This is a genomic window from Phenylobacterium sp. LjRoot97, assembly GCF_964254345.1.
Lineage (GTDB): Bacteria > Pseudomonadota > Alphaproteobacteria > Caulobacterales > Caulobacteraceae > Phenylobacterium.
The window spans coordinates 3,237,031-3,261,487 of sequence record NZ_CAXUTH020000001.1 but is presented as its reverse complement, the minus strand read 5'-3'; the positions used below and the strand labels follow the sequence as shown (position 1 = coordinate 3,261,487).

At 69.0% G+C, this 24,457-nt stretch carries 31 protein-coding genes; 16 read left to right on the top strand and 15 right to left on the bottom strand.

What is annotated here, in order from left to right; translation table 11 throughout:
* Window positions 1-5: 5 nt before the first annotated feature.
* A complete protein-coding gene (locus tag ACSQ2H_RS16085) occupies window positions 6-1,016 on the bottom strand; it encodes a hypothetical protein (protein WP_436062394.1) in 1,011 nt (336 codons plus the stop codon).
* A 12-nt stretch (window positions 1,017-1,028) separates the two neighbouring features.
* A complete protein-coding gene (locus tag ACSQ2H_RS16080) occupies window positions 1,029-1,583 on the bottom strand; it encodes a hypothetical protein (protein WP_436062393.1) in 555 nt (184 codons plus the stop codon).
* Between the two features lie 255 nt (window positions 1,584-1,838).
* Between ACSQ2H_RS16080 and ACSQ2H_RS16075 the strand changes: the two genes are divergently transcribed.
* From ACSQ2H_RS16075 to ACSQ2H_RS16060, 4 genes are all read left to right on the top strand, one after another.
* Window positions 1,839-2,294, top strand: a complete 456-nt coding sequence (locus ACSQ2H_RS16075; protein WP_436062392.1) for a surface-adhesin E family protein — start codon at window positions 1,839-1,841, stop codon at window positions 2,292-2,294.
* A gap of 90 nt (window positions 2,295-2,384) precedes the next feature.
* Window positions 2,385-3,374 (top strand): helix-turn-helix domain-containing protein, encoded by a 990-nt coding sequence (locus ACSQ2H_RS16070; protein WP_436062391.1) that lies wholly within the window; start codon window positions 2,385-2,387, stop codon window positions 3,372-3,374.
* 14 nt (window positions 3,375-3,388) lie between these two features.
* Window positions 3,389-4,630 (top strand): amidohydrolase family protein, encoded by a 1,242-nt coding sequence (locus tag ACSQ2H_RS16065; protein ID WP_436062390.1) that lies wholly within the window; start codon window positions 3,389-3,391, stop codon window positions 4,628-4,630.
* Window positions 4,627-4,944, top strand: coding sequence for an antibiotic biosynthesis monooxygenase family protein (locus ACSQ2H_RS16060; RefSeq protein ID WP_436062389.1), 318 nt, complete (start codon window positions 4,627-4,629; stop codon window positions 4,942-4,944). The genes ACSQ2H_RS16065 and ACSQ2H_RS16060 overlap by 4 nt, the downstream gene beginning before the upstream one ends.
* Here the strand turns inward: ACSQ2H_RS16060 and ACSQ2H_RS16055 are convergent.
* Window positions 4,941-5,360: a YybH family protein gene (locus ACSQ2H_RS16055; RefSeq protein WP_436062388.1), complete on the bottom strand. Its 420-nt coding sequence runs from the start codon at window positions 5,358-5,360 to the stop codon at window positions 4,941-4,943. The two genes, ACSQ2H_RS16060 and ACSQ2H_RS16055, sit on opposite strands and share 4 nt — an antisense overlap.
* Window positions 5,361-5,510: 150 nt before the next feature.
* On the opposite strand from ACSQ2H_RS16055, the gene ACSQ2H_RS16050 reads away from it, so the two are divergent.
* On the top strand, window positions 5,511-5,840 hold the full coding sequence (locus ACSQ2H_RS16050) for a hypothetical protein (RefSeq protein WP_436062387.1): 330 nt from the start codon (window positions 5,511-5,513) through the stop codon (window positions 5,838-5,840).
* Window positions 5,841-5,879: 39 nt separating this feature from the next.
* Here the strand turns inward: ACSQ2H_RS16050 and ACSQ2H_RS16045 are convergent, their stop codons facing one another.
* On the bottom strand, window positions 5,880-6,194 hold the full coding sequence (locus tag ACSQ2H_RS16045; protein ID WP_436062386.1) for a hypothetical protein: 315 nt from the start codon (window positions 6,192-6,194) through the stop codon (window positions 5,880-5,882).
* An 89-nt stretch (window positions 6,195-6,283) separates the two neighbouring features.
* On the opposite strand from ACSQ2H_RS16045, the gene ACSQ2H_RS16040 reads away from it, so the two are divergent.
* Entirely contained in the window at window positions 6,284-6,670 is a 387-nt protein-coding gene (locus tag ACSQ2H_RS16040; protein WP_436062385.1) for a hypothetical protein, read from the top strand.
* On the opposite strand, the gene ACSQ2H_RS16035 is transcribed toward ACSQ2H_RS16040, so the two are convergent.
* Together ACSQ2H_RS16035 and ACSQ2H_RS16030 are read right to left on the bottom strand one after the other, a co-directional pair.
* Complete coding sequence (locus tag ACSQ2H_RS16035) at window positions 6,667-7,077, bottom strand: hypothetical protein (protein WP_436062384.1); 411 nt, start codon at window positions 7,075-7,077, stop codon at window positions 6,667-6,669. The two genes, ACSQ2H_RS16040 and ACSQ2H_RS16035, sit on opposite strands and share 4 nt — an antisense overlap.
* 90 nt (window positions 7,078-7,167) lie before the next feature.
* Complete coding sequence (locus ACSQ2H_RS16030) at window positions 7,168-7,395, bottom strand: hypothetical protein (protein WP_436062383.1); 228 nt, start codon at window positions 7,393-7,395, stop codon at window positions 7,168-7,170.
* Window positions 7,396-7,682: 287 nt separating this feature from the next.
* On the opposite strand from ACSQ2H_RS16030, the gene ACSQ2H_RS16025 reads away from it, so the two are divergent.
* Window positions 7,683-8,093: a hypothetical protein gene (locus ACSQ2H_RS16025; RefSeq protein ID WP_436062382.1), complete on the top strand. Its 411-nt coding sequence runs from the start codon at window positions 7,683-7,685 to the stop codon at window positions 8,091-8,093.
* Here ACSQ2H_RS16025 and ACSQ2H_RS16020 read toward each other — a convergent pair.
* Complete coding sequence (locus ACSQ2H_RS16020; protein ID WP_436062381.1) at window positions 8,090-9,019, bottom strand: LysR substrate-binding domain-containing protein; 930 nt, start codon at window positions 9,017-9,019, stop codon at window positions 8,090-8,092. The genes ACSQ2H_RS16025 and ACSQ2H_RS16020 overlap by 4 nt on opposite strands.
* A 97-nt stretch (window positions 9,020-9,116) precedes the next feature.
* On the opposite strand from ACSQ2H_RS16020, the gene ACSQ2H_RS16015 reads away from it, so the two are divergent.
* Window positions 9,117-9,293 carry a hypothetical protein gene (locus ACSQ2H_RS16015; RefSeq protein WP_436062380.1) on the top strand — a complete coding sequence of 59 codons (177 nt, stop codon included), beginning with the start codon at window positions 9,117-9,119 and terminating at the stop codon, window positions 9,291-9,293.
* Window positions 9,294-9,355: 62 nt separating this feature from the next.
* Here ACSQ2H_RS16015 and ACSQ2H_RS16010 read toward each other — a convergent pair whose 3' ends face one another.
* Window positions 9,356-9,610, bottom strand: coding sequence for a DUF3297 family protein (locus tag ACSQ2H_RS16010; protein WP_436062379.1), 255 nt, complete (start codon window positions 9,608-9,610; stop codon window positions 9,356-9,358).
* Window positions 9,611-9,642: 32 nt separating this feature from the next.
* Window positions 9,643-10,560 carry an HAD family hydrolase gene (locus ACSQ2H_RS16005; protein WP_436062378.1) on the bottom strand — a complete coding sequence of 306 codons (918 nt, stop codon included), beginning with the start codon at window positions 10,558-10,560 and terminating at the stop codon, window positions 9,643-9,645.
* Between the two features lie 174 nt (window positions 10,561-10,734).
* Here ACSQ2H_RS16005 and ACSQ2H_RS16000 point away from each other — a divergent pair, with 174 nt between their 5' ends.
* Together ACSQ2H_RS16000 and ACSQ2H_RS15995 are read left to right on the top strand one after the other, a co-directional pair.
* Entirely contained in the window at window positions 10,735-11,118 is a 384-nt protein-coding gene (locus ACSQ2H_RS16000) for a hypothetical protein (RefSeq protein ID WP_436062377.1), read from the top strand.
* 114 nt (window positions 11,119-11,232) lie between these two features.
* Window positions 11,233-13,188, top strand: a complete 1,956-nt coding sequence (locus tag ACSQ2H_RS15995) for an oleate hydratase (protein WP_436062376.1) — start codon at window positions 11,233-11,235, stop codon at window positions 13,186-13,188.
* On the opposite strand, the gene ACSQ2H_RS15990 is transcribed toward ACSQ2H_RS15995, so the two are convergent.
* Window positions 13,185-14,558 (bottom strand): PLP-dependent aminotransferase family protein, encoded by a 1,374-nt coding sequence (locus ACSQ2H_RS15990; protein ID WP_436062375.1) that lies wholly within the window; start codon window positions 14,556-14,558, stop codon window positions 13,185-13,187. The genes ACSQ2H_RS15995 and ACSQ2H_RS15990 overlap by 4 nt on opposite strands.
* An 80-nt stretch (window positions 14,559-14,638) precedes the next feature.
* Here ACSQ2H_RS15990 and ACSQ2H_RS15985 point away from each other — a divergent pair, with 80 nt between their 5' ends.
* The gene (locus tag ACSQ2H_RS15985; protein WP_436062374.1) at window positions 14,639-15,079 is read left to right on the top strand and encodes a DUF983 domain-containing protein; all 441 of its coding nucleotides are present in this window, start codon (window positions 14,639-14,641) and stop codon (window positions 15,077-15,079) included.
* Window positions 15,080-15,319: 240 nt separating this feature from the next.
* On the opposite strand, the gene ACSQ2H_RS15980 is transcribed toward ACSQ2H_RS15985, so the two are convergent.
* Complete coding sequence (locus ACSQ2H_RS15980) at window positions 15,320-15,682, bottom strand: EthD domain-containing protein (protein WP_436062373.1); 363 nt, start codon at window positions 15,680-15,682, stop codon at window positions 15,320-15,322.
* A complete protein-coding gene (locus ACSQ2H_RS15975) occupies window positions 15,682-16,401 on the bottom strand; it encodes a dienelactone hydrolase family protein (RefSeq protein WP_436062372.1) in 720 nt (239 codons plus the stop codon). The genes ACSQ2H_RS15980 and ACSQ2H_RS15975 overlap by 1 nt, the downstream gene beginning before the upstream one ends.
* 135 nt (window positions 16,402-16,536) lie before the next feature.
* Here ACSQ2H_RS15975 and ACSQ2H_RS15970 point away from each other — a divergent pair, with 135 nt between their 5' ends.
* The 3 genes from ACSQ2H_RS15970 (at window position 16,537) to ACSQ2H_RS15960 (ending at window position 18,221) form a co-directional block, all read left to right on the top strand.
* A complete protein-coding gene (locus tag ACSQ2H_RS15970; protein WP_436062371.1) occupies window positions 16,537-16,899 on the top strand; it encodes a nuclear transport factor 2 family protein in 363 nt (120 codons plus the stop codon).
* Window positions 16,900-17,167: 268 nt separating this feature from the next.
* Entirely contained in the window at window positions 17,168-17,929 is a 762-nt protein-coding gene (locus tag ACSQ2H_RS15965) for an outer membrane protein (RefSeq protein ID WP_436062370.1), read from the top strand.
* Between the two features lie 82 nt (window positions 17,930-18,011).
* Window positions 18,012-18,221: a dodecin gene (locus ACSQ2H_RS15960; RefSeq protein WP_436062369.1), complete on the top strand. Its 210-nt coding sequence runs from the start codon at window positions 18,012-18,014 to the stop codon at window positions 18,219-18,221.
* Here the strand turns inward: ACSQ2H_RS15960 and ACSQ2H_RS15955 are convergent.
* On the bottom strand, window positions 18,208-18,861 hold the full coding sequence (locus ACSQ2H_RS15955) for a DsbA family protein (protein ID WP_436062368.1): 654 nt from the start codon (window positions 18,859-18,861) through the stop codon (window positions 18,208-18,210). The genes ACSQ2H_RS15960 and ACSQ2H_RS15955 overlap by 14 nt on opposite strands.
* A 157-nt stretch (window positions 18,862-19,018) precedes the next feature.
* Between ACSQ2H_RS15955 and ACSQ2H_RS15950 the strand changes: the two genes are divergently transcribed.
* Entirely contained in the window at window positions 19,019-19,519 is a 501-nt protein-coding gene (locus tag ACSQ2H_RS15950; RefSeq protein ID WP_436062367.1) for a GNAT family N-acetyltransferase, read from the top strand.
* A 147-nt stretch (window positions 19,520-19,666) separates the two neighbouring features.
* Here the strand turns inward: ACSQ2H_RS15950 and ACSQ2H_RS15945 are convergent, their stop codons facing one another.
* Window positions 19,667-20,272, bottom strand: a complete 606-nt coding sequence (locus ACSQ2H_RS15945; RefSeq protein WP_436062366.1) for an FMN-dependent NADH-azoreductase — start codon at window positions 20,270-20,272, stop codon at window positions 19,667-19,669.
* Between the two features lie 111 nt (window positions 20,273-20,383).
* Between ACSQ2H_RS15945 and ACSQ2H_RS15940 the strand changes: the two genes are divergently transcribed.
* Window positions 20,384-21,313, top strand: a complete 930-nt coding sequence (locus ACSQ2H_RS15940) for a LysR family transcriptional regulator (RefSeq protein ID WP_436062365.1) — start codon at window positions 20,384-20,386, stop codon at window positions 21,311-21,313.
* A 66-nt stretch (window positions 21,314-21,379) separates the two neighbouring features.
* Here ACSQ2H_RS15940 and ACSQ2H_RS15935 read toward each other — a convergent pair whose 3' ends face one another.
* A complete protein-coding gene (locus ACSQ2H_RS15935) occupies window positions 21,380-24,160 on the bottom strand; it encodes a TonB-dependent receptor (RefSeq protein ID WP_436062364.1) in 2,781 nt (926 codons plus the stop codon).
* Window positions 24,161-24,457: the final 297 nt, after the last annotated feature.

The window sequence follows — 24,457 nt, the reverse complement described above, 5'->3', positions numbered from 1 at the left end:
CCGCCTCACGCGCTCACGAGGTTTTTCCAGAAGCGCTCCAGGCTCGCATCGCCGCCGAACAGGGTGCTGAAGACGGTGGAGTCGCAGACCACCACGTCGCCGCCGCGGCCGCCGCCGGGCGGGACCCAGACCAGGGTGTTGAACTCGGTCTCGCCCGCCGCCGTGAATGGGTGCGGCCGCGAGAGGTCGATCGGCTGACGGGCCAGCACCCGCGCGGTCCCGTCGTCGCGGGTGACCGCGTAGTGCGGCAGGTGCATGTGGAAGTTCAGGCTCTCGACCCCCTCGAGCAGCCCGGCGGCGTCGAGGTCGCGGAAGGCGGTGAACGGGGCGATCTGGTTGGTCGTACCCTCGCGCACCGCCGGGCGCAGCGCCCAGCGGTTCTCGACGGGGATGTCCAGCGCCTTGAGCAGGGCCAGGGCGTACTGGCCGAAGCGTTGCTGGCGCGGGACCAGCAGGTCCCCGTGGTGGGCGTACTCCATCGCCCGCTGGTCGAGGTCGTCGGTGGCGCCGACGTCGTGGTGCGGACCGATCACCAGCCGGGTTCCGTCGCGGGCCAGCCAGGCGCGCAGGGCCTCGATCTCGGCCTGGGTCGGAGTCTGGCCGGTGACGTTGTGGTCGAGGCCGAACAGGAAGAGCGTGTCGCAGTCGTCCAGAACCCGCGCGTCCAGCGGCTGGGCGAAGCCGGCCTGGTCGACCCGCTGGAACACCGGGACCGGCTGGCCGGTGACCTCGCCGACTAGGGTCTGGAACGGCACCCAGGCCCAGAAGAACAGCTCCAGCGAGCCGGCGACACCCTGCTGGAACTGCAGCGGGTCGGCGAAGCGCGGAATTTCGTAGGCCGGCCAGAGGACGCGGCGCACCTCGGTCATGGTCGAGAAGCGGTTGTCCATCTCGGCGACGTTGCGGTTGGCCTCGGCCGGATAGCTCCAGGCGATGTAGATGCTGACCCGCCGGCGGCCGGGGACGCCGGGCCGAGGAACGTGGGTCTGGTTGTAGGTGCGGGCCGGTTCGGTCATGGCCGCGCGCCGCTACTGCAACTGGTCGAGCGCGTCGCTGAGCGAGGCCTTCAGGCGCAAGGCCTTCTTGATCTCGTCGCCGCTCACATAGGGGTATTCGCCGTACTCCAGGAAGCTGGGGATCTGGTGTTCGCGGGCGTACTTCACGAAGGCGGCCGGGTTGGTTTTCCAGTCGGTCGGGAAGTCCTCGAGGTTCTCGAACACCGTGTCGACGCCGGACAGCTTGAACAGCTCGACGGCGTCCTCGGTGTACTTGTCGAAGTCGGTGTCGAAGATCCCCTGGTACATGAAGTAGGTGTCGTTCCCGATCGGGAACAGCAGCCAGCGCAGGAAGTGCAGCTTCAGCGGCGCGAGCAGGCCGGGATTGTCGCGGATCGCGGCCTCGATGGTTTTTCCGTGGGCGCGGATCACCTCCTCGCGGCCGGGCACGATCTTGGCCAGCAGCGAAAACCCGTAGTTGGCCGGCGTCTTCGGAAAGGCCGGACCGTAGGGGCCGTCCACCCGCTCGAAATAGCCTTCCTTGGGGATCGCCAGGGCGGCTGGCTGGAGGAAATTCTGAGCTGACACAGGGAGCGCTCCATGATGGCGGCGGCCTGCGGCGCAGCCCGTCCCGTCCGATCGCACCCTAGGACCCGGCGGAGGCCGATCACTCAGGCGAAACCCTGGGACGCTTGCGCCGCGAACCCTGGCCATGGCGCGGCTCCTGGGCGGCGAAGATGGCGCCGATCCTGAACCGGCCGGGCGTGTGGAACGTTAACTGTCCCAGTCGCGAACGGCCCCGCCGCCCGCGGGATGGGCCACGCTCGCTCGGAGGGCTGTGGGATGAGCTATCGCAAGGCGGCGGTCGCCGCATTGGGTCTGGCGCTGCTGGCCAGCGGCGCGCAGGCTGCGCCGTTCGAGGCTGTCAGCTTCAAGAAAGGCCAGAGCGCCCTGGTCTACGACGTCGGCAGTGTGCGGCGCGAAGGGGCGATGGCCCAGGCCTGGGTCTACCAGATCGTCGCCACGCCGATGGACGGGGCGAGCATGGTGGCGACGTTTCGCGAGTTCTCGTGCGCCATGCGCCGGACCCGCGACCTCGCCCGCCGCTTCGTTTCGCCGGACGGGCAGACCCTGCGCGCCGTCGAGACGGCGGGCGAGTGGCAGGACGTGGCCCCCGGCGACGAGCGCTACGAACTGATGCAGCAGGTCTGCACCGGCAAGCCGCAGCGGATCGCCGGGCACCAGATGTCGGTGTTCGATTTCCAGACCGTGGTCCGCGAGGCCCTGGGCGCCCGCTAGGCTTCACAAATCCGCACGGACCGATGGCCGATCCGCACCGGCGGCGATCGTGCGCTTGCACGCGCGCGCCGGGCTGGCCACGGTGGGGCGATGACGAGGTGGATCGACCAAGCCGAGCTGACGGCCATGGCCCAGCGCCAGTCGGGCCTGGAGATCCTGCGCCAGCTCTATCCGCCCGATCGCACCGCCCATGTCGAGACGCTGGAGTTCCTGCCGGTCGAGGAGGGGCTGTTCTGCTCGCTCAACGCCTGGCGCACGACGGCGCCGACCGCCGACCATACGGTGGTGCGCAACTCCATCGGACTGCAGTTCGTGCAGACCGGGGCCGTGCGCCAGACCCTGGCCGGGCACGGCCGCTACCTGCACGCCGGCGCGCGGGTCTGCCTGACGACGTTTCCCAAGGAGACGCGGCAGGTGCGCCGCTACGGCGCGGGGCTGGACGTGAAGTACATCGGCGCCTGGGTGGCGCCCGACCTGCTGGTCGACAAGTTCGGGCTTGAGGTCGAGGCGTTGCCGGAGCCGCTGGCCGCGTTCTTCCGCGGCGAGACCAGCCAGCCGTTCTGCATGAGCCTGCCGCTGCCGCCGCGGCTGTGGCTGGCGCTGGACGAGGTGTTCGCCAGCGGCTTCACCGGCAAGCTGCGCCAGACCTACATGGCCACCAAGATGACCGAGCTGGTCTGCGAGCTGACGGCGTCGCTGGGTCGCGCGCCCACGCCGGCCGCCGGGGCGGCGGGGCAGGCCGAGCTGTCGCCGCGCGAGCAGGTGCTGATCGAGACGGCGGCGATGATCTACATGCGCGAACTGGCCGCCCCGCCGTCGGTCGACGCGCTGGCTGCGCGCATCGGCCTGAACCGCAACCGGCTGTCGGCCGGTTTCAAGCAGGTGTTCGGCTGCACGCCGCACGACTATTCCAAGCGCCAGCGCATGGACTGGGCGCGCCGGCTGATCCTGGACGGGACGATGCGGCTGGGCGAGGTGGCGCAGGCGGTGGGCTATGCGAGCCCGTCAAGCTTCAGCCGCGCCTTCACCGACCACTTCGGATTTCCCCCCTCGGCGGCCCCGCCGGCCGCGAGCTTTTGAGTCAAGGACCTGACATGGCTGGCTTTGTGATCGTCAACGCGCGGCTGCTCGACCTCGAGGCCGGGGTTCTGCGCGGCGGGGCTTCGCTGCGCATCGAAGGCGACAAGATCGTCGAGGTGGTCGAGGGTGGGCGCCAGATCGCCGCCGGCGACGGCGTGAGCGTGATCGACGCCGGCGGGCGCACGCTGATGCCTGGGCTGATCGACGCTCACGTGCACGCGGCTCTGACGACGATGGACTTCGCGGCCCTGGCGCGGCGGCAGACCTCGTGGCGGGCGATCGAGACCAAATACATCCTGGAAGGCATGCTGGCCCGCGGCTTCACCACGGTGCGCGACGCCGGCGGGCTGGATCCGGGCATCGCCAACGCGCTGGACCGCGGGTTGGTGAAGGGGCCGCGGGTGTTCCGCTCGGGCCGGGTGCTGAGCCAGACCGGCGGCCACGGCGACAGCGAGCCGGTGGAAGAGCACCCGCAGCTCTGCGCCTGCTCGATCCGCTCGTCGTTCTTCAGCCACGTGGCCGACGGGGTCGACGCCGTGCGCAAGGCCGCGCGTGAGGAGCTGAAGTCGGGGGCCCACCAGATCAAGGTGATGGCCGGCGGCGGGGTGGCCACGCCCTCCGACCCGATCGACATGGTGCAGTACACCGAAGAGGAGATCCGCGCGGCGGTCGAGGAAGCGCGAGCGCGCCGCACCTACGCCTTCGCGCACGCCTATATCCCCGAAGCGATCGAGCGGGCGGCGCGGGCGGGCGTGCGCTCGATCGAGCACGGCAACCTGATCGACGCGGCCTCGGCCCGGACCATGGCCCAGGCCGGCTGCTTCCTGGTGCCGACGCTGGTGACCTACGACCAGATCGCCGAGACCGGCAAGCAGCTGCGCTTCCCGAGCGAGAGCCTGCGCAAGCTGGGCGACGTGCTGCACGCCGGGGTCGGGGCGGTGCAGACCGCGCTGGACGCCGGGGTGAAGGTCGGGTTCGGCACCGACCTGCTTGGCGAAACCCACCCGGCCCAGTCCAAGGAGCTGCTGCTGCGCGCCCAGGTGCAGAGCAACGCCGACGTGCTGCGCTCGGCCACCCTGGTCAACGCCGAGCTGCTGCAGCGCCAGGGGCAGCTGGGCGAGCTGGCGCCGGGGGCGTTTGCCGACCTGCTGCTGGTCGACGGCGACCCGCTGGCGGACCTCAACGTGCTGTGCGGCCAGGGCGAGCGCATCGACCTGATCATGCGCGGCGGCGTGCTGGCCAAGAACGCGCTGTGAGCGGCGTGCGCAGCGTCATCCGCTTCACGGTCGAACCTGGCCGGGAAGCCGAATTCGAAGCGGCCTTCGCCGCCTGCGGGATGCTGACCCGGCCGCGGGCGATCGAGGGGTTCGTCGAGGCTGAGCTGGTGCGCGGGCTGGAGAACCCGAGCGAGTACCTGGTGATCGGGCGCTGGGCCGATCAGGCGGCCTATGCCGCCTGGCAGGCGCGCTCGCTGGAGGGCGTCACAGCCGAGCAGCGCCAGGCGCTGCTGGACACACTGGTCGATCCGCGGCCGGGCGCGGCCTACGCGGTGGTGCAGAAGGGAGCCTAGGCCGCCTGGCCCTTGGCCCACGCCCAGGCGGCGATACGCCAGTCGGCGGCCACTTTCCGAAGCGCAGTCGTGAAGGTCGCGCCCGTCTGGGTCACGGGCCGCCCGTTCAGCGCGAAGGTCATGGTGGCCGGCGAGACGACATAAGCGGCGTCGCCGCTGACATCGGCGTGCAGCGGAGGCCCGAGGGTGACGTGGTAGTCGCGAGCGCCGAGATGCTCGCCCTCGGCCAGTACGTCGCCGTACCAGTCCGTCGGGGCGGTCGGACCATGCCAAAGATGCGGGGCCATCCCATCGAGGATCGTGCCGGGTACGGCGAAGCAGGCCGCCATGGCCGGGCCGTCGCCACGATTGAAGGCGCCTATGTAGCGCTCCACAGCGGCGAGGACGGCCGCTGTCTCCGGTGCTTCAAGGGACATCGAGTGGCTCCTGGGGCTCATCGGCCACCATGGCCCTGCCGGGGGCGGCGGCCGATCAGGCGTACACCGGAGATTGGAAGAGGCGTCCCCGAGGGTGCGACCGGCGGCGGCGGGGTGGCCTGGAGGCGCTTGTCGGGTTAACTGCCTGCCATGGCGAAGACCAAACAAAGCGACGAGTTCGAAATCGAGGTCGACGGGGAGCCCTATGTCTGGTGGCTCCACCGCCGGCCGCAATGGTCCAGCGACACGGCGAAGTGGCGCGGCATGGCGATCGCCGTGCGGCACCAGGAGGGCAAGCGCGAAGCGGTGGTGGAGTTTCCGCCAGGGCCGCAGCCGCGGTTCGGCGCTCCGCAGTTGCAGGCCTCGCAGATTGCACGGCCGCTGGTGGCGAACGCCATCGCCTCGGCCGTCGCCGCCGGCTGGGAACCGCTGTCGCGCGGCAAGACCGTCACCATCGTCGTGGACGAGGCCGGCGGCTGACGTCGCCCCCCGCGCCACGGCGAAGGGGGCGAACGCGGATCAGACTTCGTGGTGCAGCGTCCGGGCGGCCGGCTGGCCGGCGAGGAGGTCTTCGTGCTCGGCGTCGCGGACGGCGCGCGAGACGTTGAGGCGGGTGAAGAGGTGGCCCTGGGCTTCGGCCAGCGTCGCCTGGGACAGTTGCTTGGCGCGCGACAGGTCGCTGCAGACGCCGAGGCCGACGATGGTCACCTCGGGCCCTTGAAGCGCCAGCACGGCGAAATTGCCCGCCGTCGGCGTGTGATGATCGCTCTCCGGCCAGGCCCGGAAGCGGTAGGCGGCGCCCGAAGCGCCCCGGAGTTCAACAAATTCACGCATCAACACTATCCAAGCGCCCAACAGGCGCCAATTTCCAGAACTATCGGACCAGGGAATCACCGATCCACGAACAGGAGCCGAACCGGCGCATGTCGGAGTCTATCGAGCGCTTCCTGCGCCGTCGCCCCACGATCTCCACACATGCGCCACTTGGCCGCGTGTTTAATGTCCTGCGAGAGACCTGGAGACTGGACGACGACCCCAAACGCACGACCCCCGACAGCGGTTTCATCGCCACCGGACGATCTGCGTCCGAAGCCGCGGACCTGGCCCGTGAATGGACCGGCCGGTACGCCAAGCATGGCTTCGACAAGCCCTCCGGCGCCTGGTGGGCGGTGGAAGGCCCGCACATCCACCGCGTCACCGTCGCGCCGCGCCGCCGCCGTTCGGTGGGGCTGGCGCTGGGCCTGGGGGCCGCCGGCCTGGCGGCCGTGCTGGTCGCCCGCGGCGCTTCGGGGCGCCGCTCCGACCGCTAGCAGGCGTAGCGCCGCTCGATGGTCACCCGGCGGCCGATGTACGGGTCATAGACCCGGTCGCGGCTGACGCAGGTGCGCGGGGCGTAGGCGTAGGGGCGAGCGTAGCCGCCGCCGTAGTAGCCGTTGTCGTAGTAGCGCGAGCTGTCTCCGTAGTAGCCGCCGTTGTTGTAGTAACCGTTGCTGTAATAGCTGTTGTCGTAATAGCCGCGGTTCTTGTTGTTCGAGCCGACGATGGCCGCGCCGAGCGCCAGGCCCAGCACGCCGCCGACGATGGCGGCCGCCGCGGCGTCATTGTTGTCGTGGCCGCGGTGGTAGCGATAGGGCTCGGCCTGCGCCGAACCGGCGCTCGCCGCGATGGCGCCGGCCGCTGTGACCGCCGCGAGGGTAGCTGTCAGGAGCTTCTTCATGCTCGCCTCCTTCCGGCCTCGCCCTGATGTGGGGATGGCCAGGTTCAGGCGGTAAAATCGCAAAGTCCCGCTGAACGCAGGCTGAATGGGTTAATTACCTACGGTGCCGGGCCGCGCCGGCTCCGCATGCGGCAAGGCCTCGGCGCTCCAGGGGTTTCCGCGCGGGGTGACCACGGTGAAGTCGGGGCCGCTGATCAGCGCGACCATCGCGCCGGCGTGCGGCTCGGCCGCCGGCGTGCGGTTGGCGAATGTCGGCGTCTCGGCCGCAGAGGCCGAGGCGATCGCTACAATAAAGACGGTCGTCGCCAGAACTTTCATCTCAGAACCCTTGCTGTCCCGTCGCCGGGAAACCATCAAGATTCCGTCCCTCACGCGGGGTTGTGCGAGATGTCGGCGCGGCTTTCCACTCAATTCACCTATGTCACGAAAGTTTATCGCGACTGCGATGCTCGGAAGCGTGCGGTGACTGCTGATTGGGCGCCGCAGGCCCACGGTGACGGTTGCGGCGGCGATTGTGATTTCGCCGTCATCTGCTCGCCATGTTCGCGCAGTTAAGCGTTCCGTCCTTGCGCTGGCGTTGTCGGCGCGTGTTCACGGAGCAGACGGTGAAAGCAGTTTCCATGGCGATCCTCGCGGCGACGGCGCTGGGAATGGCGGCCTGCGGCGAGAAGACGGCGGGGGCGCAGGGCGGCGACCCGAACGCCGGTCTGGACGTCGCCATCCGCAGTTGGCACGCCGAGCTGAAGGCCAACGATCCGCAGTGCAAGGGCAAGCCGGACGGCGAGCAGTGCCGGGCGTTCGAGGTGGCCTGCAAGGGTCTGCGCGAGGTGAGCCCCGACGAGGCGGCGCACGGCATGACGGCCAAGATCGGCGCGGCGATCGGCTGGGAAGCCTGGGATGCGGCGCGTTCGGAATACCGCCCGACCTCGGCCGTGGCCGAGTTCCAGAAGGTCGGCGGCGAGTGGAAGCGCGTCGCGACCGGCCCGGTGAACCTGTCGACCTGCGTGGCGTCCTAGGGTTCGCGCCGCGGATAGTCGCGCAGGACCGGGTCCTGCGCGACGCAGTCGAGAATCCATTCACGGAACGCCCTGATCTTGGGCGCGCGGGCGCGGTCGGCGCGATAGGCCAGCCAATAGGCCCCGCCGTAGTGGGCGACCGTCTTGAACGGCATGACCAGGCGTCCCGACGCAAGTTCGGGCGTGAAGAAGAACGGGCAGGCCAGCGCCACGCCCTGTTCGCCCAGGGCGGAGGCGACCTCCAGCGTCTGGCTGTCGCCGATGATGCGCGGGGTGCGGATGTCGGCGGCGTCCTGGCGCCCGACGCCGACCGCGGCGAACCAGATCGCCCACTCGTCCGGCGAACCGATCAGCGGCGCGTCGAGCAGGTCCTCGGGGCGGCTCAGGCCGCCCAACCGCTCGCGCATGGCCGGCGTGCAGAGCGGCGCATGGATGTGCGGGAACAGATAATGGCTTTCGATCCCTGGCCAGACGCCTTCGCCTGAGCGCAGGGCGACGTCGAAGTTCTCGTGCGCGAGATCGACGAGCCGCGTCGAGGTGTCCAGCCGCACGGCGATCGAGGGATGCTGCAGCTGGAACGCGCCGATCCGCGGCGCCAGCCACTGGTTGGCGGCGGTGGCCAGCGAGGTGATCGACAGCACGCCTTCGCCGACCTCGGTGATGTCCTGCAGCGCGGTGCGCAGGACGCTGACCGCCTCGCTGGCGGCGCGCGACAGCCGCTCGCCGGCGGTGGTGAGCACGACCTCGCGCGGCAGCCGCTGGAACAGCGTCTGGTCGAGCCGCTTCTCCAGCGCCTTCACCTGCCAGCTGACCGCCGCCTGGGTGACGCCGAGCTCCTGCGCGGCGCGGGTGAAGCTGCGCAGCCGGGCGGCGGCCTCGAACACGCGAATGGCGCTGAGCGGGATGGTGGCGAGGATGTCTGACATAAGCGTACCTAATGCATAACGCAGGAGGACGCGTTTGTCAGTAATCGCCGTTCGGCCGATTTTCGCTTTGTCACAAGGCGGAATGAAGGAGCCGGCGATGGAAGAGCTGCACAGGCTGCATAAGGACGTTCCCTTCGGCTGGGTCCTCTGGCTGCAGGAGATCTTCGGTCAGGCGGCGCGCAAGGCGGCGGTGCGCGAGGCCGCGGCCGGTCGCGGGCCGCGCGTCGGCGAGACCGTGCCGGACGACCTGCACTGCCTGTCGGCGCCGCACTAGCGGCGCTTGCGATATCTTAGGGAGAACCGGGCGCGGTCACGCTGACCGCGCCGACGCGTGGCTTACTCAGCCACGTCCTGGAAGTAGGGCTCGACCGTGCCCTGCAGCTTGACGGTCATGGCGTTGCCCTTGCGGTCGACGGTCTTGCCGACGCTGAGCCGCACCCAGCCTTCGCTGACGCAGTACTCGTCGACATTGGTCTTCTCGACGCCCTTGAAGCGGACGCCGACGCCGCGCGCCAGGGCCTCCTCGTTGTAGTGCGGGCTGGCGGGGTTGACCGAGAGGCGGTCGGGCGGAGTGGTCAGCGTGTCGCTCATCGCGCCCGATTAGCCTTCCTTGGCGAGATTGCCTAGTCCGGGAACACCTTGGCCCAGTCGCGCTTGACGCTGACCAGCTGGATGCCGAACTCGTCCGCGCGGTCGAGGGTCTCGGTCAGCGGGCTGAGTTTGAAGTCGCGGTCGTAGGCGGTCTCGCGCGCGTCGTCGTCGTGATGGACGAGCAGGGCCAGGCGCCGGCCGGGGCCGTCGAGGGTGTAGCGCAGCATCGCCTGGTCGCCGTCGGAGTTGCCGAACGCCAGGATCGGGCGGCGGCCGATGTGCAGGCCGATGTTGGCCGGCTTCACGGCCCGGTCGTCGAAGGTGTCGAGCTGCGCCAGCTTCATCAGCGCGAAGCGGCCGTCGGTTTCCTGAAGCTCGGTCTTTACGCTGGAGCCGATCACCTGCTCGGGCGGCACGCCGTACACCTGCTCGGCGAAGGCGCGCATGAAGTCGATGCCGCCGCCCGAGACGATGAAGGTCTTGAAGCCGTGTTCGCGCAGGTAGGCGAGCAGCTCGAGCTGCGGCTGGTAGACGACCTGCGGGTAGGGACGATCGAGCTTGGGGTGGCGGGCGCTGGCCAGCCACTGGCGGACCTCGTCCTGGAAGGTCTCGATGCTCATGCCGGCGTGGACGGCGAAGGCGAACTCGAAGACGCCCTGCCTGCCCAACGCATGGATGGCGGCGAGGTCGTGCTCGAGGAAGGCCTTGAACGGCTGGCGCTGGGCGAGCGAAGGGTCGGCGGCCGCCATGGCCGCGGCCCGGTCTTGGGTGAACAGCACCTGGACCTGCAGAGGCTGTTCGCACCAGAGGGTGCCGTCGTTGTCGAACACCGCGATGCGCTCGGGCGCGGGCGTGAAGTCGGGGCCGGCCTCGTCGGTGACGGCGGCGACGAAGTCGAGGATGGCGCGGCGGGCCGCCCCATCGGTCCAGGATGGCAGAGCTTGGGCCACGGGTTTCTCCAATTGACCCGCAACTTCGCGTAGCAGGCCGAGGCGGCCTATCGGGGTTTCCCCGCAAATCGGCGGCGTGAGAACGCCGAGCCCCGTCAACGCCCTCTTAAGCAGCGGCCCGACAGGATGGCGGGGCCCTTGCGCGACAGGGGTCTTGCGACCTGGGAGGTCGGCATGTCGGTGACCCGGACGTCCAGCGTGCGGCGGTCTCACGACCACTTCGAGCCGGACGGCTCGCTCGATCCGCAGGCCCAGAAGCGCCTGCGCGGTCATATCGAGCAGATCGACTACACGGCCTACGCCTCGAACCGCGAGGTGATCGGGCAGATGCTCGGCCAGGCCGACGCGGCCAAGTTCCAGAAGCTGGCGGTGGCCGCGGCGCTGGCCCGCAGCCAGTGGGTGGCCCAGGCCCTGGCCCTCAGCGAGAGCCCGCATCCGCTGACCGTGCAGGAAACCGAGGGGCTCGGCGCGCTGCGCAGCGCCTATGAGGAGCTGACCGAGGCCTACGAGGCCATGCGGCGCATGGTCGAGCGCGGGTACCTGACCTTTCCCGCCTAGCCAGAGGTTGTGCGGGAAACGCCTGATTGAACTTGATCGATGAGGACGCTTCGGTCGCGAGGCGTGGGCGGCGACCTGCCGCTGGACGCCTCGTCAGGTTCAGAAAGGCCCGCCATGACCGACTCCCGCAAGCCGTTCACGGTGGAGCCCGACGCCTCGGCCGCCTACTGGTCCAATCGCGCCGACAACAGCCTGCCGCCGCCCGACATGATGGGCGCCTACATGCGCAATCGGCCGGTGGCGACGCCGGTCGCGGGCCGCAAGGCCTGGATCATCGGCAGCGGCATCGCCGGGCTGGCGGCGGCCTTCTACATGATCCGCGACGGCGGCATGGCCGGGGAGGACATAACCATCCTCGACGCGATGCAGATCGAGGGCGGCTCGCTCGACGGGGCGGGGGACCCCGAGCAGGGCTACATCGTCCGCGGCGGCCGGGAGATGAACTGGAACTACGACAACCTGTGGGACATGTTCCAGGACGTGCAGGCGCTGGAGCTGCCGAAGGGCTACAGCGTCCTGGACGAGTACCGGCTGGTCAACGACAACGACCCGAACTTCTCCAAGGCCCGGCTGATGCACAAGCGCGGGCAGATCCGGGATTTCTCCACGCTCGGGCTGTCGACGTCCCAGCAGTGGGAGGTCATCCGCCTGCTGCTGAAGCGCAAGGACGAGCTCGACGACATCACCATCGAGCAGTACTTCAGCGCCGGATTCCTGGAGACGAACTTCTGGTATCTCTGGCGCTCGATGTTCGCCTTCGAGAACTGGCAGAGCCTTCTGGAAATGAAGCTCTACATGCACCGGTTCCTCGACGCGATCGACGGGCTGGCCGACATGTCGGCGCTGGTGTTCCCCAAGTACAATCAGTTCGACAGCTTCGTGCGGCCGCTGGTCGCCCACCTGCGCGAGCGCGGCGTGAAGGTGCAGTTCGACACCCGGGCCTACGATCTGGAGATGAACGTCGAGGGCCCGGCCCGCACCGTCACCGCCATCCGCGCCGTGCAGGGCGGCGCCGATACGACCATCAAGCTGGGCCCCGACGACGTGGTCTTCGCCCTGACCGGCTCGATGACCGAGGGTACGGCCTATGGCGACATGAACACCGCCCCGGTGCTGGAGCGCGGCGCCCACGATCCGGGCGAGCACAGCGATTGGGCGCTGTGGAAGAACCTGGCCAAGGCCTCGCCGATCTTCGGCAAGCCCGAGAAGTTCTACGGCGACGTGCCCGGCTCGATGTGGGAGTCGGTGACGCTGACCTGCAAGCCCTCGCCGCTGGTCGACAAGCTCAAGGAGCTGTCGGTGAACGACCCCTATTCGGGCAAGACGGCGACCGGCGGGATCATCACCTTCACCGACTCCAGCTGGGTGCTCAGCTTCACCTGCAACCGCCAGCCGCACTTCCCGGACCAGCCCAAGGACGTGCTGGTGCTGTGGGTCTACGCCCTGCTGATGGACAAGGACGGCGACCACGTGAAGAAGCCGATGCCGGCCTGCACCGGCGCCGAGATCCTGGCCGAGCTCTGCTATCACCTGGGGATCGAGGATCAGGTCGAGGCGGTGGTGGCCAACACCAAGGCGCGGCTGGCCCTGATGCCCTACATCACCGCCCAGTTCATGCCGCGCGCGGCCGGCGACCGGCCGCACGTCGTGCCGGCCGGCTGCACGAACCTCGGCCTCATGGGCCAGTTCGTGGAGACCGCGAACGACATCATCTTCACGATGGACTCATCGATCCGCACTGCGCGCGTGGCGGTCTACACGCTGCTCGGCCTGAGGAAGCAGGTCCCCGACATCAGCCCGACCCAGTACGACATCCGCGCGATGCTGAAGGGCGCGCGGGCGCTGAACAACGGCGAGCCGTTCCCAGGGGAGCGACTGCTGCACCGGCTGCTGGACAAGACCTATTTCGCCCACATCCTGCCGCCGCTGCCCGAGCCCGAGGCGGGCCGCCGCGAACTGGCCGAGAGCGAACTGAAGGCGCTGCTCGGCAAGGGCGACCAGGCCCTGGGCCGGCTGATCGGCTGGCTGGAGCACGTGCGCGGCAGTTTCGCCGCCCGCAAAGGCGGCTAGACCACCATCCGGCCGGTCGGCTCGCCGCCAAGGATCGCGGCGACGCCGCGCAGGGCCTGGGCGAGCACCGACTGCTTGGCCGGTCCGCCGAGCGAGATGCGCAGGCCGCCGCGCGCGCCCGGCGCGGCGGCGAAGGCGTCGGAGGTGACCAGCGACAGGCCGCGACTCTGGGCGGTGTCGCGCAGGCGATCACCTGGCCAGTGGTCGGGGGTGTCGAGCCAGATGTGGATGGCCTCGGGCGAGCCTTTGGCCGCGGGCAGGATCTGGCGGGCCAGGGCCTGGCGCTCGACCGCCTCGGCGCGGACGGCGGCCAGCACCTTGTCGGCGGTCCCCTCGCGAATCCAGGCGGTGACGATAGCCGCGCCGAGCGGAGCGGGCATCAGGGTGGTGGCGCGCAGGGCCTCGGCCAGGCGCTGGGCGGCGGCCGGATCGGGCGCGGCGACATAGGCGATGCGCAGGCCCGGAGACAGCGCCTTGGCGGTGGTCGCCAGATGCCAGGTCAGCTCCGGGGCAAAGACGGCGATGGCCGGCAGCGGGGCCGACGGCAATCGGCCGTAAGCGTCGTCCTCAATGATTGGGACGCCGGCGGCGCGCGCGACTTGGGCCACCTCGCGACGCCGGGCCTCGCCCATGGTGGCGGCGGTGGGGTTCTGCTGGGTCGGGATGCAGTAGATCGCCCGGGGCGCGGTGTCGGCGCAGAGGCGGGCGAGGGCGGCCGGCTCGAAGCCGTCGTCGTCGACCGGGCAGGCGACGAGGCGCAGCCCCAGCAGGGCGGCGGCCGAACGAACGCCGGGGAACGTCAGCGGCTCGACGATGACGGCGTCGCCGCGCCGCGCCAGCAGGGCCAGGGTGGCGGTCAGCGCCGCCTGGGCGCCGGGCGCCACGACGATGCGGTCGGGAGCGACCTCGCCCAGGCAGGGGGCAAGCCAGGTCGCGCCGGCGGCGCGCTGGGCGAGCGAGCCGCCCGGCGGGTGATAGGCCATCAAGGCCTGCGGATCGGTGCGGTCGAGCACCGCGCCAGCGGTCTCCTTCAGGAGTTTGCCGAGGTTGAGCCCCTTGGGCGGTGGCGGCAGGTTCATCGACAGATCGACGAGCCCGGCCTCGTCCTCGGCCGCGCGGCCGGCGACGAAGGTGCCGCGCCCGACCGCGCCTTCGACCAAGCCGCGGGCGCGGGCGGCGGCGTAAGCGCGGGTGACGGTGGTGAAGTCGACGCCGAGCGCCGCGGCCACCGCCCGCTGGGGCGGCAACTGCTCGCCGGCCTGCAGTTCGCCGTCGGCGATCGCCGCCTCGAGCGCGCGCAGGATCGCCAGGTAGATCGGGCCGCCGCCGCGTTCGACGCGCCGCAGCCAAAGGGTCGCCGGGCCGGCCATGCTTGCTATCCCGCTCCGAAATCCATACATTGATATTCAATTGTAGGCATCAATGCAACGATTGTATGTAGGACCTGGCCATGGCCGACGCCAACCAAACCTATGACCCGCCGCTGCCGATCATTTCGGGGCTGACCTGCCGCTGTCCGCGCTGCGGCAAGGGCAAGCTGTTCAGCGGCTTCCTGAAGATGGCCCCGAGCTGCGAAGCCTGCGGGCTCGACTTCTCGTTCGCCGACCCGGCCGACGGCCCGGCTTTCTTCGTAATGACCGCCATCGGCATGATCGTCATCGCGGTCTTCACCTGGGTCGAGGTGGTCTATCACCCGCCGATATGGGTTCACGTGGTGACGGTGTTTCCGGCCCTGATCATCGGCTGCCTGGGTACGCTGCGGCCGGTGAAGGCCTGGCTGGTGGCCTCGCAGTTCTTCCACAAGGCCGAGGAGGCGCGGTTCTCCAGCCTGGGCGGACATGGCGAGGGCGGCTTCGGCCTGCGTGGCAAGGCGCGCGACCGGGCGGCGTAGTCAGATCAAATTCGACCTCAGGTAGGGTGTTCTCGGCGCCACGTTCCCGCATTTTGTGGTGGCAGATCCGCCTGCGGAACAACTGCGACAAGAATGTTAATTGGATGGACTCACTGCGTCCGTCATAAAGACGCCATCGTTTCGACGCGGCGCCGATGACGGCGACGAGGTCCGCCTGTGGGGACAGGCTAAGAGGGCGCTTCCGACTTCGGTCGGGAGCGCCCTTTTCTTTGTCCCGCCTCAGAAGATGACGTGCTCGTGGCCCCACCAGAGCGGGGAGCGCGCCAGGTCGATGAATCGCCTTTCGTCCTCCAGCAGCAGGGCCCCGGCTTCGCGCGCGGCCTGCGGCTCGGCGGCCGCCATGTCCTCGAAACTGTCCCACCAGAGCTGGGCGACGCCGTCGAAGCCTTCTGGGCCGCCGCGGACGTCGCGCAAGGCGGCCGAGGCGTCCAGCGGCAGGCTGTGCAACTGGACGTAGCGCCGGATGCGCAGCGTCTCGCGCACGCTGGCGACCAGCGGGGCGTGGGTGTTCAGCCAGTAGTCCTGGAACTGCTCGCGGGTCAGTTCGGGCCGGCGAACCAGGGCGAAGGTGAGCTTGAGCATCAGGCCAGGACCTCGCCCAGGAAGCCCGCCATGGCGGTCCAGGCCCGGTGGGCGACAGCCTCGTGATACTCGATGCCCATGTCGGGCATGTTCGCGCCGGGGTTCATGAAGGCGTGCTTGGCGCCGCCGAAGGCGTGGATCTGCCAGTCGGCCTTGGCTGCGGTCAGCTCCTGGCCGAGGGCGACGACGTCGGCCGGCGGCACCATCGGATCGTCCCAGCCGTGATAGGCGGCGACCTTGGCCTGGATCGGATTGACGGTCGGCAGGCCTGGCGGGGTGAACAGGCCATGGAAGCTGGCGACGCCGTTCAGCGGGGCGCCGGCGCGGGCGAGGTCGAGCACGCAGAGGCCGCCGAAGCAGAAGCCGATCGCCGCCAGCCGGTCGGCGCGCAGTTCGGGCAGGGCGGCGACCACCTCGACGACCTGCAGCAGTCGCCGGCGCAGTTCGGCCCGGTCCTGGACCAGCGGGGTCATCAGCGCTTCGCACTCGGCCGGCGTCTCGCCGCGCTTGCCCTTGCCGTAGAGGTCGACGCAGAACGCGCCGTAACCGAGACCGGCCAGGCGGTGGGCGAACTGCTCCTGGCCCTCCGAGCGACCTTCCCAGCCGTGGAACACCAGCACGCCCGGCAGCGGTCCGGCGGCGCCGTCGGGCAGCACCAGGGCCCCGTCGTGCAGGGCGTCGTCGCGATGATACTCGATCGTGCGGATGTGGCTTTCCATGGCCGGTTCCTCCCTTTGCCGCGACGCTAGGCGCTGGTCGACGGGTTCGGCAAGGCGGCCGCCACGTTACCTGGCGGGTAATCGCGCGGCCTTCGCGGCGCGCGCATGGTCGGGACGTCAACAAGGAGCTGACCCATGACCACCGCCGCCGACATCGCCGAAATCTACATCGCCGCCTGGAATGAGACTGACGTCGCCGCCCGCCAGGCGATGATCGCCGACACCTGGACCGGAGACGCGATCTATGTCGATCCGCTGGCCGCCGTCGAAGGCCACGCCGGGGTCGACGCCCTGATCGCCGGGGTGCAGGAGCGCTTCCCTGGCTTCCGCTTCGCCCTGATCGGCGAGCCGGACGGCCATGGCGATCATGTCCGCTTCTCCTGGGGTCTTGGGCCGGACGGCGTCGCCGACGCGCCGATCAAGGGCACCGACTATGTGCGGGTCGAGGACGGCCGGCTGAAGACCGTCACCGGCTTCCTGGACCAGGTTCCCGGCTGAGCCGGCGGACCGCTTCATCGCGTGGGGCGCGGCGGGCTGGAGCACGCCGCGCCCTTGTTGCATTTGGGCCTGAGCGGCCCATCGGGCATCGACCTGATCTGTGCGGCGACTGGCCGCGGCGCCAAAATGGTCGGGCTGGAGACCTTTCCGGCCATGCCTTCGAGCCCTGATGCATATGGATGCCTTGCTCGACCCCGGCGCCCCTTCGCTGGAGGTGGTCAGATGACCGGGCGTGTTAGCCACAACCCGAAAACGACAGGGGATAGTGATGTCTCTTAAGTTAGTTTTGGCGGCCGCCGGCTGCGTCAGCCTGCTCGCGCCCGCTTCGGCTCTCGCCCAGGACTACGACTGGACCGGCTTCTATGTCGGCGGCAACGTCGGCGCGAGCTGGGGCGACACCTCGATCAAGACGAGGATCGAGCGAGGCGGCGGCGCGGCGCCGATCGACGCGCGCGACGTCGCCGCGCTTAACGCGCCGATCGCCGAGGACAGCAATGATACGGGATTCACCGGAGGCATCCAGGGCGGCTACAACTTTCAGTCCGGCAACTGGGTGTTCGGACTGGAGACCGATGTCGGCTGGATGGACATCGGCCAGAGCCGGACCAATTCCTACATTCTTCCCTCGGTGATCAATCCGCCGATCACGGCGACTGTCAGCCAGGAGGTCAGCACCGACTGGGTGTGGACGCTGCGGCCGCGCATCGGCTGGGCCAGCGGGCCGATGATGTTCTATGGCACCGCAGGCCTGGCCGTTTCGAACGTCGAGGTGAAGGCCAGCTACGCCGACAATCGGGCGCTGGGGAACACCGGCAGCTTCAACGATGACAACACCAAAACCGGCTGGGCCGCAGGCCTGGGCGGCGCCTACGCCATCAGCGACAACCTGTCGGCGCGCGGCGAGTGGATCTACACCGACTTTGGGAAGGTGCGGGCCTCCTGGGTGACCCCGAACGGCTATGCGGCGTTCACGACCGAAGCCGACACGCGGGCCAACCTCCTGAGGATCGGGCTGGACTACAAGTTCTGAGGCAGGGCGGCCGGCGTCGCCGCCGGCCGCAACTTCCCCGCCAGCGCGGCCGTTCTCCCTTATGACGCAAGGGAGGCCCGCCATGGCCGACGACAATGTCTACAAGATCCTCGAACTCGCCGGTTCGTCGACAAAGAGCATCGACGACGCGGTCCAAACCGCGATCTCCAAGGCCAGCGCGACCGTGCGCAACATCCGCTGGTTCGAGGTGATGCAGGTCCGCGGCCATGTCGAGAACGGCAAGGTCGGGCACTATCAGGTGCTGCTGAAGGTCGGCTTCACGCTCGAGTGACGGCGTCCGGCTCGGTGCCGAGCCATTGGTGCAGCACCTGCAGCACCGGCTCGGCCGGCTGGTAGCCGCGGTTGACGATGCCGTAGTGGCCTTCCTCGTTCGGGCCGCCGACCAGGGTCGGGAAGCCGGTCACCCCGGCGCGCTGGGCGGTGGCGTAGTCGTTCCAGGTCTCGTGCTTGAGGTCGTCGGTCTCGAAGTCGGCGAGGAACGCCTGGCGATCGACCCCGTAGTCCGCAGCCAGCTCGGCGAGGACCTCGGCCTTGGTCACGTCCAGGCCCTCGGCGTAGAAGGCGTGGTGCAGGCGGGCCAGGAACAGCAGGGCCTTTTCGCCGTCCTCGCGGCGGACGCGGACGATAGCCCTGGCGGCGGGATCGGTGTCGTAGAGGAAGCCCGGCCGGTCCAGCACGGCGTCGTCGAACGGCAGGCCGGTGGCCTCGTGCACATGCTCCCAGTGGATCTTCAGTTCGGTCTTGGCCTGCTCGGTGGTCGGCTTGTCGTTGCCGGGACGAAGGCCGCCCATGACCAGCTGGATCGGCAGGGCGCGGCCGAAGGTGCGCCGGATCTGGCCGATCACCGGCGAGAATCCGTAGCACCACGAGCACATCGGGTCGGCGAAGTAGATCAGGCGGGGCGTCTGCATGGCGGCATCCTCTCGTCGCGTCTATGTAATGCGCAGCGGCCGCCTGGGCGAGCCGGATGGAGACCACGATCCTTGAAGGCCTGACGCCGCATCTGTCGCGAACCAGCCTGCAAGCGCGCCGCCGCGGCGCGCCGATCCCTCCTGACCGGACGTATCCATGACCCATATCCGCCCTGCGCGCGCCGCCGAGATAGAACCTGTGCGCGACATCGAACGCCTTTCGGCGAGCCGCTTTCTGGGCACCGACCGGGCCTGGCTGGCCGAGGACGAGCCGACCGACGCCGCGACCCTTGCCGCCCGGATCGCGGCCGGCGGATTGCTGGTCGCCGAGGACCAGGGCGCAGCGGTCGCCTTCGTGATGTTCCGACCGGAGGAGGGCTGCGCCTATGTCGAGCAGATCGACGTGCTGCCCAGCCATGCGCGCCGCGGAATGGGCGCGGCGCTGCTGGATGCGGTGGCCGAACTGGCCCGCGTGCGCGGCTGGCCGGCCCTGACGCTGTCGACCTTCAAGGACGTGCCGTTCAACGCGCCGTACTATGCGCGGCTGGGCTTTGCGGTGGTCGCGGACCTGACGCCGGGCATGGCGCAGATCCGGGCCGAACATGAAGCGCGCGGCCTCGACGAGACCGCGCGCGTGTTCATGCATCGGGACGTTTAGGGAGATGCTCCCCCGTTGAGGGAGCTGTCAGCCGCTAGGGTGACTGAGGGGGACCGCTCGGTCTGGGCCGTTGAGAGCAGTCCCCCTCCGTCTCGGCGCGGTGCGCGCCGATCCACCTCCCCCAGAGAGGGGAGGATCTTGGGCGGCTTATGCCGAGAGCTTGGCCAGTTCGGCGCGGCTGTCGGCCAGCGCCTGATCGCGGGCGTCGGGGCCGTAGCCGATCTTCTCGGCGCGGATGAAGGTCACGTCGGTCAGGCCGACGAAGCCGAGCAGCTGGCGCAGATAGGGCTCCTGGAAGTCGAGCGCCTGGGCCGGGCCTTCGCTGTAGAGGCCGCCGCGGCTCTCGACGACGATCACCTTCTTGCCGGTCAGCAGGCCCTCGGGGCCGGCCTCGGAGTAGCGGAACGTCTCGCCGGCGCGCAGCACGTGGTCGAACCACGAGCGCAGGGTGGTCGGGACGCTGAAGTTGTACATCGGCGCGCCGATGACGATGACGTCGGCAGCGCGTAGCTCGGCGATCAGCTTGTCGGAGAGCGCGCGGGCTTCATGCTCGGCGGGGGTCGACGGCTGGGCGCGGACGCCGGCCACGGTGGACGGCAGCAGGTGCGGGATCGGATCGGCGCCCAGATCGCGGAATACGATCTGGGCGGCCGGATCGCGGGCGGTCAGTTCGGTGACGGCGTCGGCGACCAGCAGGCGCGAGATCGAGGCCTCGCCGCTGACGCTGCTGTTGAGAACGAGAATGTTGGTCAAGGCGCCCTCCAAGGCGTTGAGTGAATTCGACGCCGACAGAGGTGTGGTCTTGAATGGTGCAACAGTAGCCCGATATTTCGCACCAGATTGTTGCATGAATGGGAACGCAAGGTGCTCGACCTCGAAGACATCCAGGCTTTTGCGGAAGTGGCCGAGGCGCAAAGCTTCGGGCGTGCGGGCCAGCGGCTGGGGCTGTCGAAGTCGATGATCAGCCGGCGCGTGGCCCGGCTGGAGGCGGAACTGGGAACCCAGCTGCTGAGTCGCACCACGCGCGGGGTCTCGGTGACCGAGGCCGGCATCGAGTTCAAGGAGCGGGCCGACCGGGTGCTGGCCGAACTTGAGGCCGCGCGCGACGATCTGGCCCAGCGCGGCGAGGAGATCGTCGGCTCGCTGCGGCTCTCGGCGCCGTTGTCGTTCGGCATGACCCACCTGTCGGCGGTGCTGGCCGAACTGGCCGTGCGTCACCCGAAGCTGCACCTCGACGTCTCCTACAGCGACCGGTTCGTCGACCTGATCGGCGAGCGCTACGACGCGGCGGTGCGGATCGGGACGCTGGAGGATTCCAGTCTGGTGGCGCGCAAGATCGCGCCGATCCGCGCGGCGCTGGTCGCCAGTCCGGCCTTCCTGGAGGCGCACGGAACCCCGGCGCGGCCCGAGGACCTGGACGGCCTGCCGGCGGTGACCAGCGGCGTCGAGGTCTGGCGGTTCCTGGACGGCAAGCGGACGGTGACGGTGCGCCCCGAAGGCCGCTTCAAGGCCGACAACGGTCCGGCCGTGCTGGCCGGGGCGGCCGCGGGGCTGGGGGTGGCGATGCTGCCGACCTTCCTGATGGGACCGGCGATCGACCGCGGCGAGGTGGTCCCGCTGCTGCTCGATTTCCCGACCCCGCCGGCCGGGCTCTATGTCGTGCGTCCGCCGCCGGCCGCGCACATGTCGGGCAAGGTGCGGGCGCTGACGGAGCTGATGTTGGAGAGGTTCGGCGGCGAGCCCTTCTGGGACGCCTGTTACGCGCGCCGGGTCGCCGAGGGCCTGCCCGTCTGACGGACAAAAAAATAGGGCGGCTCCCGTAGGAGCCGCCCCAGTCAGAGTTCTCGAGGGGGAAGACCTCTAGAACTTCTTGGTGACGCCCAGCTTGTAGTACCGGCCCAGCGGGTTCGCCGTGAACGGGTCGTAGCTGAGGTCAAGACGGGCGAACGGCGGATCTTCGTCCAGCACGTTGATGATCGAAGCCGTCACGGTCGTGTCCCAGGGCAGGAACACGCGATAGGCCAGGTCGTGCGTGATGAAAGCGTCGATCTTGCGGCCGTTCTGGTTGGTCGCGAAGGTCGAGGAGCCGCCACGGGTGTCGACCATGTTGTCGACGTAGCGGACGGTCCAGCGCAGGTTGTGGTCGCCGCGGGTGTATTCGGCGAAGGCGCTGCCCTTCCACTGCGGCTGCGAGCCGTAGCCGAGGTAGTCCATGGTGCCGACGTAGTCGGTTTCCGGCGCGGTGACGATGCCTTCGATCGTGTTCTGAGCGACCACGTAGTCGATGACGTAGGTGACGTCGGCGCCGAAGTTCATGTCGCCGCCGAAGACGTCACGAGCCGTGTAGTTGGCCGAGACGTCGATGCCGCTGGTCTTCACGTCCGGACCGTTCACGAAGTAGTGGCGGACCCGGTTGATGTTCGCGGCCGAGCAGGCGCCGTTGAACGAGATGCGGTCCTGCAGCGCGGCGAAGGCCGGGTTGCCGCAGTTGTTGGCGCCGGCGGCGCCGTTCGGGAAGATCGTGTTGACGATCTGCGAACCGCTTTCCGACCGGATCGGGCCTTCGAAGTCGAACGACCAGTAGTCGACCGAAGCGCGGAAGTCGCCGAAGTCGAACAGGGCGCCGAGGTTCAGCGTCTTGGCCTTTTCCGGCTCCAGGTTCGGGTTGCCCCACAGGTCGTAGGCGCGATAGCCGCCGGCCGCGGTGGTGTACGACAGGTTGGTCGTCGCGGTCGGAGCGATCTGGGTCTGCGGCGGGGCGCGGAACGTCGAGCCGGCCGAGACGCGGAACGCCAGCCAGTCGGTGGCCTGCCACTTCAGAGCGACCTTCGGGTTGGTGGTCGCGCCGATGTTGCCGCCGTAGTCCTCGTAGCGGATCGCCAGGGTGCCGGTCAGGCTGTCGGTGAACGGCATCTGGGCTTCGACGAAGGCCGCGCCGACCGAGTAGTCGAGGTCGTAGTCGGCCAGGGCGCCGAAGAAGCTGAACGGACCGTTCTGAGCCACGCAGGTCGCGCCCGGGTTCACCGACGAGTCGGCGCAGGGGCTGGCTGCGATGTTGGTGTCGTTGTTGTTACGACGCTCGACGCCGCTCCAGCGGTATTGACCGCCGGCGGCCCAGGCCAGCGGACCGGCGCCGAAGTCGACGCTGCCCACTTCGCCGTTGAACACCAGGTCGGCGGTGAACATACGCGAGCGAATTTTGTAGCCGTAGTCGCCGAAGATGTAGTCGAGCACTTCGCGGCTGTTGGCCGTGGAGGCGACGTAGTTCGGGTTGGTGCGGCCGTCGATCACGTTACCGGCGACGCCGGTCGAGAACGGGTTGAACCACAGACAGCCGTTGGCGCCCGCGGTCGTGCCTTGGCAGTTGTCGCCGCCGAAGCCGGTGAGGGCCCGCTGCAACTTGGCGACCAGGATGTCCGGGGTGGCGATCTCGGAGTTCGAGTCCATGTAGGTGACAGCGGCGTCCCAGCCGATGCCGCCCGCAACGTCGAACTCGCCTTTCAGGCCGGCCGACACGCGGTAGGTTTCGAAGAAGCGCTTGTCGTGCTTCGCGCCGCCGCCGAACAGGTCGTTGCCGCCGACGCCGATCGGACGCCAGGCGATCGACGTGAACACGCCGTTGCCGGCCGCCGCGGCCTGGGCCGGGGTCAGCTGGCCGAGCAGGGCCTGCAGGCCGGGGTTGTTGCCCGGGATGTAGAAGCCGTTGTTGCGTTCGTTGATGCCGGTGACCGCCGAGCTCGGGTAGTTGTTCGGCGGGTACGACGGCGACGAGTGCTCTTGCTGCACGTCGTGGGCCGCGTACAGGACTTCGGCGTGGAACTTGGTCTTCTCGGTGAGATTGACGTTGATCTCGCCGTACAGCTGCCAGTGATCTTCGTCTTCGATGAGGTTGTTGAAGCCGATGAACTGGAATTGGCAGCCGCTGGCGCTCAGCGGCCCGGAGATGGCGTTACAGCCCGGATCGACAAGCGTGCCGACGCCGGCGCCGAAGGTGCCGCTCGCGTTGCGGGTCTGATAGATGCCCGGGTTGCCGAACGCCGACCAGCCGCCCTGCGGGTTGTCGGTGAGCGAACGCATCGCGAAGTCACGCTCGGTGACCGGCAGCGCGGTGCGCTTGCGGTAGCCGGCGGTCAGCAGGATGTCGGCGTTCTCGCCTTGCCAGCCGTAGGCGGCGTTCACGGTGTAGTCGCCGTCGGTGCCGTCGATGTACGAGTAGTTGCCCGACAGTTCCAGGCCCGAGAAGTTCTTGCGGGTGATGAAGTTCACGACGCCGGCGACGGCGTCCGAGCCGTAGGTGGCGGCCGCGCCGTCCTTCAGCACTTCCACGCGGCCGATGGCGGCCGACGGGATCATGTTGGTGTCGACGTAGATCGCGCCCGGCGAGATCGCCATGCGGCGGCCGTTCATCAGCACCAGGGTGCGTTCCGAGCCGAGGCCGCGCAGGTTGACGTTGCCGACGCCGGTCGATTGGGCCGCGGCGTACTGGTTGGCTTCGCCGAGGACGCCGGACACCGCCGGGATCGACTTCAGCAGGTCAACCGTGCTCGGCGAGCCTTGCTTCTGCATTTCATCTTGGCCGATCACGTTGATCGGCAGAGCCGCGTTTTCGGGCGAGCCGGCGATGAAAGAGCCGGTGACCACGATTTCTTCAACCGCAGTAGCTTCGTCTTGCGCGCTGGCGGGGCCAGCGAGTCCGAGGACCGCCAGGAGCGCCAGGGAGGAGGCTCCTGCGAGGTACCTAGAATGCAACATTCGTTTCCCCTAATATAACTACGTTATACGTCGAATTGTCGTCTTAACGTGGCGCAGGAAAAAGCGGCGACGCCCTGAAAACGCAAGTCTCTTTTCCGTCACGGAAAGAATAACGCCGCTACATCGTCGTAATCGAATGCCGTTATCGCAAAAATGGCGCTCAAATTTTCGACGTAAACGCTAAAT